Source organism: uncultured Clostridium sp. (assembly GCF_963515715.1).
Lineage (GTDB): Bacteria > Bacillota > Clostridia > Clostridiales > Clostridiaceae > Clostridium_AW.
In genome coordinates, this window is record NZ_CAUPZS010000019.1 from 71,224 (window position 1) to 82,883 (window position 11,660).

At 32.5% G+C, this 11,660-nt stretch carries 10 protein-coding genes and 1 pseudogene; 9 read left to right on the forward strand and 2 right to left on the reverse strand.

Features of this window, described 5'->3' with window-relative positions; all coding sequences use genetic code 11:
* Window positions 1–37 precede the first annotated feature (37 nt).
* On the reverse strand, window positions 38–262 hold the full coding sequence (locus RYO54_RS13390) for a hypothetical protein (protein ID WP_315119667.1): 225 nt from the start codon (window positions 260–262) through the stop codon (window positions 38–40).
* A gap of 141 nt (window positions 263–403) precedes the next feature.
* Between RYO54_RS13390 and RYO54_RS13395 the strand changes: the two genes are divergently transcribed.
* From RYO54_RS13395 to RYO54_RS13405, 3 genes are all read left to right on the forward strand, one after another.
* Window positions 404–1,732: a 5-bromo-4-chloroindolyl phosphate hydrolysis family protein gene (locus RYO54_RS13395; RefSeq protein ID WP_315119670.1), complete on the forward strand. Its 1,329-nt coding sequence runs from the start codon at window positions 404–406 to the stop codon at window positions 1,730–1,732.
* Window positions 1,733–1,750: 18 nt separating this feature from the next.
* Complete coding sequence (locus RYO54_RS13400) at window positions 1,751–2,899, forward strand: toxic anion resistance protein (RefSeq protein ID WP_315119673.1); 1,149 nt, start codon at window positions 1,751–1,753, stop codon at window positions 2,897–2,899.
* A 459-nt stretch (window positions 2,900–3,358) separates the two neighbouring features.
* Window positions 3,359–4,255: a penicillin-binding transpeptidase domain-containing protein gene (locus RYO54_RS13405; RefSeq protein ID WP_315119675.1), complete on the forward strand. Its 897-nt coding sequence runs from the start codon at window positions 3,359–3,361 to the stop codon at window positions 4,253–4,255.
* 60 nt (window positions 4,256–4,315) lie between these two features.
* Here RYO54_RS13405 and RYO54_RS13410 read toward each other — a convergent pair whose 3' ends face one another.
* Window positions 4,316–4,573: a hypothetical protein gene (locus RYO54_RS13410; RefSeq protein WP_315119677.1), complete on the reverse strand. Its 258-nt coding sequence runs from the start codon at window positions 4,571–4,573 to the stop codon at window positions 4,316–4,318.
* Between the two features lie 244 nt (window positions 4,574–4,817).
* Here RYO54_RS13410 and RYO54_RS13415 point away from each other — a divergent pair, with 244 nt between their 5' ends.
* From RYO54_RS13415 to RYO54_RS13440, 6 genes and pseudogenes are all read left to right on the forward strand, one after another.
* Complete coding sequence (locus tag RYO54_RS13415; RefSeq protein WP_315119678.1) at window positions 4,818–5,567, forward strand: DUF2087 domain-containing protein; 750 nt, start codon at window positions 4,818–4,820, stop codon at window positions 5,565–5,567.
* 11 nt (window positions 5,568–5,578) lie between these two features.
* Window positions 5,579–6,472: a GNAT family N-acetyltransferase gene (locus RYO54_RS13420; RefSeq protein WP_315119680.1), complete on the forward strand. Its 894-nt coding sequence runs from the start codon at window positions 5,579–5,581 to the stop codon at window positions 6,470–6,472.
* Window positions 6,473–7,092: 620 nt separating this feature from the next.
* A pseudogene (locus RYO54_RS13425) lies at window positions 7,093–8,570 on the forward strand (Lsa family ABC-F type ribosomal protection protein).
* Between the two features lie 162 nt (window positions 8,571–8,732).
* Window positions 8,733–9,767: a Cfr family 23S rRNA (adenine(2503)-C(8))-methyltransferase gene (locus RYO54_RS13430; protein ID WP_315119682.1), complete on the forward strand. Its 1,035-nt coding sequence runs from the start codon at window positions 8,733–8,735 to the stop codon at window positions 9,765–9,767.
* A gap of 611 nt (window positions 9,768–10,378) precedes the next feature.
* Window positions 10,379–10,510 carry a helix-turn-helix transcriptional regulator gene (locus tag RYO54_RS13435; protein WP_315119685.1) on the forward strand — a complete coding sequence of 44 codons (132 nt, stop codon included), beginning with the start codon at window positions 10,379–10,381 and terminating at the stop codon, window positions 10,508–10,510.
* 241 nt (window positions 10,511–10,751) lie between these two features.
* Window positions 10,752–11,660: ABC transporter substrate-binding protein (locus tag RYO54_RS13440; RefSeq protein WP_315119686.1), on the forward strand; the 909-nt coding region annotated here is incomplete at its 3' end.

The window sequence follows — 11,660 nt, forward strand, 5'->3', positions numbered from 1 at the left end:
TAGCGCATTTTTTAATTTAATTTTTTCTTATGTATGTCTAATAGGGCATATATGAATTAGACTCATCATTGAAGTATGCTTCAACTTTTGGGCTTACTTTTGGTAAGTACACTCCCTTTTCTCCAATTAGTATTTTGTCTTTTGGACTTCCGTAATACAATGCTTTAATTTCAGCATCATCACCGTATTTATCACGATATACAGTTTTAATAAAGTCATCAAATGAATAATATATATTTGAGAATCCAGGTGCATTTACCATTCTTGTTTCCTTCTATAAAAATACCCTTTCAGTGATAGTTGATTTAGAAAATAAGATATGATATGATTTTCTAAATGATGAAAATAGATTTGTTGTTATTGAGCAAAGACATATTCTAAAGTTAATCACTTGGAGGCGGATATGAATAAGTGGGGTAAATTAAATTTAGGTGATGAGATTAAAAATGTAGTTCAGGATGCTTTGAACAATGGGGATTTTAAAAGATTAAATCGAGATATTGAGAATGTTGTTAAAGGTGCACTTGATGAGGTTAGAAGGTCAATTGATTGGAAGCGAGAGAATCATCATAATTGGAACAATCAAACTTGGAATAGTCAGACTAGTAACACTAATGATTATGATAATAGATATGAAAAAAATTCACAGACATTTGGGGAACAAAAACCAAAACAACAAAAAGATAACTATAATACCATGAGTAATCACAATAATGCTTGCAGACAGTATAAAGCGGCTTTAAAGCCAACTAAGTTCACTGCTCCGGTAGGGCAGGTGTCAGGAACATTGTTTACTGTATTTGGAATCATAGGAAGCACTGCATTTGGAATAGGAATAATTGTATTAACACTATTAGGATATTTGCTTGGAGGTAAGGAGGTATTTCATACTATTGCTATAGGGCTAATACCTTTTTTTATTACAAGTATAATTTTGTGTATGAATGGAAACAGGATTCGTAAAAGATTAAAAAGATTTCAAAGGTATATAGCACAGATGCATAACCGCGACTACTGTTTGATTAAGAACTTTTCTTCCGCAACAGGATTGAGCAATAAATCTACGGTGAAAGATTTGCGAAAAATGATTGCTATTGGTATGTTTCCAGAAGGACATATTGATGATAAAAATACCTGTTTTATGTTAAACAACGAATGCTATGAACAATATCTTAAGTTGCAGGAAAATATGAAAATGAAGGATTTGGAGGAACAGGAAAAACAGAAGCATCAAACGACACAGCAGGATTTCACACAGGGAGAAAAAAATAGTAAAAGCGATGGGCTGAAACCAGAAATTAAAAGAGCCATTGATGAAGGAAGACAATTCGTCATAGAAATTAAAAATGCAAATATCGCAATTCTAGGTGAGGAGATATCACGTAAATTAGATAGATTGGAAGAAGTAACAGGAAAAATCTTTGATTATGTGGAAATTCACCCAGAAAAGTTTCCAGAGATAAAGAAATTTACGGAATATTTCCTACCAACGACATTAAAACTGGTGGATGCTTATAAGAGATTAGATTATCAGACTGTACAAGGAGAGAATATTTCTAATGCAAAGAAAGAGATAGAGGAAACAATGGATACCATAAACCTTGCTTTTGAAAATTTATTAGATGGTCTGTTTGAGGATATAGCAATGGATATATCAACGGATATATCTGTATTAGAAACTATGTTTGCGCAGGAAGGGTTAACAGGGAAGAATATGAGAGTTAAAAAATAAAACTATGGAGGGCAAAAAATGAATAACGAATTACCAACACTAACTTTTGATCCTTTTAGTGATGATACATCAACTCAAGAAGGACTATGCAAAGACATGCTAACTGAGGATGACATTCATAGTCAAAAGCCAGTATTTGATGAAAGTATCCTTTCACCTGAAGAGAAAAAGATGGTGGACGATTTTGCAAATCAGATTGATTTAAATAAATCGAATCAGATTCTCCAATATGGCGTAGGAGCTCAAAAGAAGATAGCAGACTTTTCTGAGACAGCCTTAAATAATGTTAAAACTAAAGATTTGGGTGAAATTGGTGATATGCTTTCTAATGTTGTAACAGAACTGAGAAGCTTTGATGTAGATGAAGAAGAGAAAGGATTTTTTGGGTTCTTCAAAAAATCATCGAATAAACTTACGGCGATGAAATCAAAATACGATAAAGCAGAAGTTAATATAAATAAAATCTGTGAGGCGTTGGAAAGAAATCAGATGCAGTTGCTCAAAGATATAGCAATGCTTGATAAAATGTATGAACTTAATAAGACGTATTATAAAGAACTTTCCATGTATATTTTGGCAGGTAAAAAGAAGCTGGCTAAGGTTCATGCTGAAGAATTACCTACACTAATAAAGAAGTCTGCGGCCAGTGGTTTGCCAGAGGATGCTCAGGCTGTTAACGACTTGACTGGCATTTGCAACCGATTTGAGAAAAAAATTCATGATTTGGACTTAACTAGAATGATTTCGATCCAAATGGCACCCCAGATTCGTTTGGTTCAAGGTAATGATACCATAATGGCTGAAAAAATTCAGTCCACCATTGTAAACACAATTCCACTATGGAAAAGTCAGATGGTTTTGGCTTTGGGAGTTACCCATTCAGGTCAGGCTGCAAAAGCTCAAAGAGAAGTAACGGATATGACGAATAAGTTATTAAGGAAAAATGCTGAAACACTTAAAATGGCGACTATTGAAACAGCAAAGGAATCAGAACGAGGAATTGTGGACATTGAGACACTTCGTATTACCAATGAATCATTAATAAAGACCCTTGATGAAGTTATGCGTATTCAAACAGAAGGTCATCAGAAGAGGAAGGAAGCAGAGATCGAGTTGAATAGAATTGAGGAACAATTAAAAACTAAGCTTTTAGAAATGAGAGGTTGATGAGAGATACCAAATAGGTATTGCTATGATATGGATTTATGCAGATTAGCACTAGGAAAATATGTCCCACTAGGCACTCATAAGAACCCACGGGGGGGTAAACGAATTGTGAACAATTTGTTTTGCTAGTGGCGTCCATAATAAATTTAAAAATTAAATAGCTATAAAAGCCATGTGATTTTCAGGTTAGAGCACCTGAGAGTTGCAGGGCTTTTTTGTGTGATAAGGGCAGGGGAGGTGGAATAAAAGGTTGAATTTTATATACATATAATGTATGTGATGGGTAAATATAGTATTATATTGGTAATAATATTAAAAGATTAGGTCTAAAAGGACATATTCTTCATATGTAATCGAGTTAGTTTAATATTACAAAACATTAATGAAAGATAGAATTATTTCTCTAGAGAGGGCAAGAAAATTTGTATAATCTGTAGATAGGAGGCTTAGGGAGATAGAATGATTAAAAAGAAAAGGCATGTATATAAGCAAATAGTACTATTATTAGTTGCTTTTATTTTAGTAGGATTGTGTGGATGCTCAGAAACAAAAGATTTATATAATGACTCACAAAAAAATATGAATTCAGAAGAATTATCTAAAGCACAAGATATTGCAATAGAGAAGTCTGTAGATTGGCGAAATCATTTTAATGGTATTAATGGATGTGCCGTAGTTTTTGTGCCTTCTGAAAACACATATTATTTCTACAACAAAGAAATGTGTAAAATAGAGATCTCTCCATGTTCCACCTTTAAGATTGTTTCAACTCTTATTGGTTTAAGTAATAGTGTGATAAAATCTGAAGAATCAATAATGGATTATAACGGTGAAAACTATCCTATTTCTGCATGGAATGGAGATTTGACTTTAGAGGAAGCATTTCAAACATCATGTGTATGGTACTTTCGTCAAGTTATTGACAAAGTAGGAGAAAATGAAGTTAAAAAAGAATTAGAAAGATTAGATTACGGAAATTGCGATACAAGTGAGTGGAATGGTAGCAATATAAATCCATCACAAGATTTGAATGGTTTTTGGTTAGAGTCTTCACTTAAAATCTCACCATTACAGCAAACTAATATTTTGGCAAGAATTTTTGAAGAAAGAACAGATTATTCTAGCGAAAATATAGATATCCTTAAAAAAATTATGAAGATTGATATGGATGATAATATGAATCTTTATGGTAAAACAGGAACAGGAATAGATGGACATACTTGGTTCGTTGGATTTGTAGAAAATGATATACAAAGAAAATATTTTGCTGTTTATTTATCTGATAATACAGTAGATGGTCTTTCAGGATATAAGGCGAAAGAAATAGCAATCAGTATCTTAGCAAGTGGCAAATAAGCTCCATTACAACCTTCAATTATCCATCCACCAAGGAAGTACCATCTTTATATGACATCATTATTGTCTACTCAAGGCATGTAGAGTGTGTTGTGAAGATAGAGAAGAAATAAGAAAAATAGCCTTTAGAAATGGCATAAATCCTGTGTTTCTAAAGGCTATTTTTGTTTTTGATGCAGCGGAATGTGGAGATTGATAATGTAATGGTGAAGCACTTAACCAAACATGAATAGATTTTGCTATTAGTCTGAAATAATTACTTTGTTCAGTTAGTTTTATAAATTCTGTAAACATATTAGGTTGCGGTAGCACTATCATAAGCATCTAATTCAGACATTGCAATGCGCATACTGTTGTCTAATTCCTTTTGATTCGTTCTACGAGTAGTATGCAAAGTATCTATTTATGTAATATAAGATAATATTTCTAAATGTTACAGTACTAATGATATGACGAACAAAATATAAAACAAACAAAAATAATAAATGTCTATATATGTGTAGACAAATAATTTAAAAGATGGTATAATTGCTTTCAACATAGTATTTAAGGAGTTGATGGTATGTTTTGGAGTGCATCAAAAGATGAAATGATAAAAGGTTATCTAAAAAGAGGTGACACATATATTTGTATAATTTGTGAAGAGACATTTGAAATAGGACGCATCTATGAAATTGACGGAGCATTATATGATGCTGAGAAAACGGCACAGCTTCATATCAAAACAAAGCATGGGTCAATTCTTTCTTATATTTTAAATATGAACCATGCTTATACTGGAATCACTGAGGCTCAGCGGGATGTTTTATTATTGATTTCACAAGGTTTGACAGATAAAGAAATTGCAAAGGAGCTTGGTGTCGCAGACTCAACGATTAGAAATCACCGCTACAAGTTAAGGGAAAAAGAAAAGCAAGCAAAAGTTTTTCAAGCCATGATGGAGATGCTTTCAATGCAGACAGAAAAGGAGATTCATAAGCTTGATAAAGGCAAACTTTATGATGCGCATAAGACAGCTACAACGCTTGATGACCGATACAATATCACGGATATAGAAAGAACGGATATCATAAAGACATATTTTAACGAGAATGGTGAACTGAAAAATTTTCCGGCCAAGGAGAAGAGAAAAATTATCATCTTAAGTGAAATGATGAAGAACTTTTCACCCGGTAAAAAATATAAAGAACAGGAAATTAACCATATATTAAAGAGAATGTATGAGGATTACGTAACAATCCGAAGGGCACTCATTGAGTATGGTTTTATGAATAGGACAAATGATGGAACCGGTTATTGGGTAAAGGAATAGGAGGGGCGAATATGTCAGTAAAAAGTTATTCTATGCTTTCGGCATCTGATAGAGAAAAAGTTTATGATTTTTATTTAAGAAATTCTAATAAGGAAATGACCAATAAAGAGTTAGAAACGTGTTATCGTTCGGAAGATTTTCATTTCGGACAAGGTGTTTTAGTTTATTTTAATGACAATAATGGTAATGTTGAAGGAAAGGCCTCATTGACGTTATACGAAGCAGGATATAAAAATGTAGGTTATATTGTAGAGACGATGGTTGATAATCATATAGATAATCAAATGCTTGTGTTGACGGATATGATTAAATCAATAAGGACACTTGCGATAGATAAAGGATTAAATCGTTTGCTGCTTGGAACGAGATTGGACACTATAAAAACTTTGATAGAAGATCTTGGTTATGAGATGATTTACCAAGGTATCAAAATGTCTTTAGATGATATTTTGATTAGGTATCCTCTTTTAGATATCATTCCGCTTTTACAGGAGAATAAGAATCAATATATTAGAATATTTAATGAAGCATTTCGTGATACGCCAAACGCAGGCACTCTAAAGGCTGAGGAAATTGAAAGACATTTAACCGAAAAAGAAGATGATAAATATTACTATATTGTTACTGATGGAAATACTGAAATGGGATTCTTACAGTTAAAGCTTAACCAAGGTATGGGAGAGTTTGATATAGGACTCTTAGAAAGAGCTAGAGGGCAAGGTATGGGAAAACGGCTGCTTGAAACAGCCATAGCTACATTAGTTAAAAAGGGTGCGACAGAAGTTACCCTTACCGTTATTTCCGGTAATGAGCCGGCTTATGAGATGTATAAAAAAAGAGGGTTTAGGATAAAAAGTTTTATATCTGATTGGTATGAAATCGATTTTGATGAAGAATCCTCATAAGTTCAAAGGCTAAGTTAATTAAAATTAAATTTAGCGAAGATAAATTTTTAATATTGTTTTTAAAGAATCCTGCCGCCAAGGGGCTATCAGCTTCAAACGGCATCTTTTTGTATCCGCAAGGCATGTAGAGTGTGTTGTAAAGATAAGGAAAAAATAGATTTTCTTGATTCACTCTTTATTGACTTTTTCGACGTATAATAGTATAATGATAGAAAAATTGAAATTTGAGGTGAAAAAATGATTAATTTTTCTTGCTAATTTTTAAAGTACATTTAATACAAAGATAAACAGGGGTGTTCTGTTTGTTTTGTTGTACTTATGCAAGAAAGTTATTCTTTTTTCTCTTAATATATACACTTGTGTTATGCTATAATGATTAGCTTAATTACGTATATCTATGAGCTGTAAGAATAATTAATTCTTGCGGCTCTTATTTTTTAATAAATAATTCGAATAAGGAGGATAAATAATATTATGATAAATAAAGACACTTTGCTAACACATGATAATCTCCATATAGAGTCGGATACTGCAGGCGACACTTATATGGAGTAATAACAAGGTCGCCTATTGTTCCGACTTTGTTATTTATACTATTAAATACAGGGGAGGACAAAAATATGTCTTTAATAAATGTTACAAACCTAACTTTTGCTTATGAAGGTAGCTATGATAATATTTTTGAAAATGTAAGTTTTCAAATTGATACCGATTGGAAATTAGGATTTACTGGAAGAAACGGAAGAGGAAAGACTACTTTTCTAAATCTCTTGCTTGGGAAATACGAATATAATGGAAACATTTCAGCTGATGTGACTTTTGAATATTTTCCTTATGAGGTGCAGGAGCAAAGCAATTTCACCATAGATGTCATAAGGGAGATTAGTCCAAATTCAATGGATTGGGAAATAGTAAAAGAATTATCTTTGTTAGATATGGACTACGATGCTTTATATAGACAGTTTTATACGCTATCTAAAGGAGAGCAGACCAAAGCATTGTTGGCTGCTATGTTTTTGAAGAAGAACTCCTTCTTACTTATTGATGAGCCTACCAATCATTTGGATGCTGAAGCTAGGCAAAAACTAAGTAATTACTTGAAAAAAAGAAAGGATTTATTCTGATTTCACATGATAGGTCTTTTTTGGATAATTGTGTTGACCATATCTTGTCTATTAATAAAACTAATATTGAAATACAAAAAGGAGATTTCTCTTCATGGTGGAGAAACAAAGAGTTACAAGATGGTTTTGAGCTAGCAGAAAACGAAAAATTAAAAAAGGATATTAACAGACTTTCCAGTTCGGCAAAACGTACATCTACGTGGTCAGATAGTGTTGAAAGCAGCAAGTATGGAACTACTAATTCTGGGAGCAAATTAGATAAAGGATATGTTGGACATAAAGCTGCAAAAATGATGAAGCGTGCTAAAAATATAGAAGCTAGACAACAAAACATGATTGAGGAAAAATCAAAGCTTCTTAAAAATATTGAGTCTAATGAAAGTTTAAAAATAGTACCGCTTACTTTCCATGATAAAAAGCTTGTAGAACTTACAGATGTTGCAATTGAATATGATGATAGAATTGTCTGTGAAGGAGTAAGCTTCACTATAGAGCAAGGTGAAAGAATTGCTATTCAAGGAAAGAATGGCAGCGGAAAATCAAGTATATTGAAATTAATTTATGGAGAAGACATCCCCCATAGTGGAATTGTAAGAAAGAATAATAAGTTAATCATTTCGTATGTTTCACAAGATACTTCAGATTTATATGGTAACTTATCTGAGTATGCAGATAAACACTGTATTGACGAGAGCTTATTTAAATCAATGCTTAGAAAACTTGATTTTTCAAGAGAACAGTTTGAAAAGAATATCGAGGATTTTAGCGGAGGACAGAAGAAAAAGGTATTGCTTGCCAAAAGTTTGTGTGAACGGGCACATTTGTATATTTGGGATGAACCATTGAATTTTATTGATGTCATTTCTCGCATGCAGATTGAGAAATTGTTAATTGAACATGAATCTACAATTTTGTTTGTTGAACATGATAGTGCATTTTGTGAAAATGTTGCAACAAAAACAATAAAATTGTAAAGGCAGAAATGGTAATTAATATGTTTAATGGGAATATAAAAGTAACACACAATAGGCTCCATGCAAAGTCAGATGTTTTGGGCGACGCTTGCATGGAGTAGTATAGGTCGCTAATTATACTGGCTTTGCTTCCTAACTATTAATAGTGAGGAGGAAGCCTACATGAAGCAGACAAAAACGAAATATGAAAAAATAAAACAAATAGTATCAAATTTAAAATTACCTGATTATAGATACGAACAGCTTACAAAAGCTATTTTTCATCAAAGAATAGATAATTTTGATGATATGCATATACTACCAAAAGCGTTAAGGATAGCTTTAGTAAATGAGTTTGGAAATAATGTATCTAGTGTAATACCTGTTTTTTCACAAGACTCTAAACAAACTCAAAAATTGTTATTCGAATTGACTGATGGAGAAAGAATAGAAGCTGTTGGACTAAAGTATAAACAGGGGTGGGAATCGTTTTGTATTTCTTCCCAATGTGGTTGTGGTTTTGGATGTGGTTTTTGTGCAACGGGAAGTGCTGGATTTAAACGCAATCTTACTGCTGATGAGATAACTGACCAATTACTTTATTTCTATTTTAATGACCATAGATTGAATAGTATTTCATTTATGGGAATGGGTGAGGCTTTTGCAAATCCGGAGTTATTTGATGCAGTAAAAATTTTAACTGATCAAAATTTATTTGGGTTAAGTCAACGAAGAATTACTATTTCAACAATTGGCATTATACCAGGAATTCAAAGATTGACCAAAGAATTTCCACAAGTGAATCTGGCTTTTTCACTTCATTCACCATTTGAAAGTCAACGAAGCGATTTAATGCCTATAAATAAAAGATTTCCATTGAATGAGGTAATGAAGACATTAGATGAGCATATTATTCATACGGGACGGCGAGTGTTTATTGCTTATATTATGCTTGAAGGAATTAATGATTCGAAAGAACATGCAGAGGCAGTTATAGGTTTATTGAAAAATCGTGGTTCATGGGAGCATTTATATCACATTGATTTGATACCTTATAATTCTACGGACAAAACAACTTTTAAATTTCAATCTTCAAGTGCTATCAAGCAATTTTGCAGTACACTAAAGAAAGCTGGTATTAGTGTAACTGTTAGAACACAATTTGGTTCTGAAATTAGTGCTGCTTGCGGACAGTTGTGTTACGAAAATGAATTATGATGTTAGTTCAAAAATATCCATTTGAGTAAAGAAATAGCCTCATTTTAAAGGTCTTGAAGATTTTTAATTAAATATTGAAGAATGTTGTATGTCCCTCAGACTTTAAATCTGAGGGACTTTTTGGTTAAGATGAGTGAACCTTTTATGCAAGACTAAAGATGTTTATGTAATTAGATTTATTTGCATTGAAGTTTATGTGGTATCTTGAGATTATTAAAAGACTTCGATAAAAAATTAATTCTCTTCTCGATTCCACCATAATTGGAGACTTTATAATATACAGCCTCCTCTTAATGTGCAAAAACAGAAGTAGAGTTTCATAGGAAATTGGTTGAGCTCAATTACCGGGCAACAGTATGAAAATTTATTGATTGAAATCAAATTGAGTAACAAACATATAGGAACAACAGCGATTCCTTTCTATGGTGCATAGATTTATCAAAAAAACAGATCGAAAAGGCGGAGCAACATTTGGATGCATGCAATCTTTCGGCAAAATTAATCTGTTCCCCGATGCAACTTGAAGTTGGCAAAGTGCATATCAAAAGATATAGAAGAAGACATTGTGTTTTGACAATATTCGGGTATCAAAACATAGGAGGTAATCACAAATGAATTTTGGCGAAAAATTATTCAAATTAAGAAAAGAGAACGGACTGTCACAAGAAGCACTTGCAGAGCAAATAGGTACAACTAGACAGGCTATCAGCAAATTAGAGAATAATCAAGGATTCCCTGAGTAAATTTTCCTAAGTTCAAAAAATTAAAGCTATAAAAAATAGTTGACAATATTTTTTGATTTGTTATAATTAACTTAAATATTGAAATTGATAATCAATATCAATTAATTTATGTTGTCTCTGTGCACTATAGTGAAATAAAAATAATTATTATTTAAATCACACATAAAAATATAACGTAGATATTAATTTTATCAATTCAATAATTTGCTTATTTATAAAATTTACATATAAGGAGAAATGTATGAGAAAATCTAAATTTTTTAAATTAACTATTATTATGGCAATTTTTGCTTTGATGTTGACAGCTTGCACAAATTCAAGCAATGAAGCTAGTGGCCCTAAAACTAATGAGCCTGTTGAAGTTTCAACGGTTGAAATCACTGATGTTCATGGAACTGTTACTGTTCCTGTAAATCCAAAGAATGTAGTTGCTTTGGATAATAGAACTTTTGAAACTTTAGCTGATTGGGGAATTGAATTAGCAGCTGTTCCAAAGGGGGTAATGCCTGCGGATTCATCATATGTAAATGATGAGTCAGTTCAAGATATTGGAAATCATCGTGAACCAAATCTTGAAATTATAGCAGCTGTAGATCCTGAACTTGTAATTGTTGGTCAAAGGTTTGCTAGCTATTATGAAGAAATAAAAAAAATAGTGCCAAATGCAGCTGTTATTGACCTTAATTTTGATGTTTCTGAGGCAGCTGATAAACCTGGAGAAAACTTAGTAAATGGACTTAAAAATTCTACAATTGCTTTGGGACAAATTTTTGATAAAAATAAAGAGGCTGAACAATTGGTAGCTGATTTTGGTCAAGCTATCAAAGATGCTAAGTCTGCATATAATGGAACGGATACAGTTATGAGTATTGTAGTTTCTGGTGGAGATATTGGTTTTTCAGCTCCTCATTCTGGACGTGTTTGGGGACCAATGTATGAAATTTTTGGATGGGTTCCAGCATTAGAGGTTGGAAATGCGTCTTCTGATCATCAAGGTGATGATATTTCTGTTGAAGCTATTGCACAAAGTAACCCTAATTGGATTTTCGTACTAGATCGTGATGCTGCAGTATCTTCTACAACTGATGCAGTTCCTGCTCAGGATGTTATCGATAATTCACCGGCTCTTCAAAACACAACTGCTGTTTCT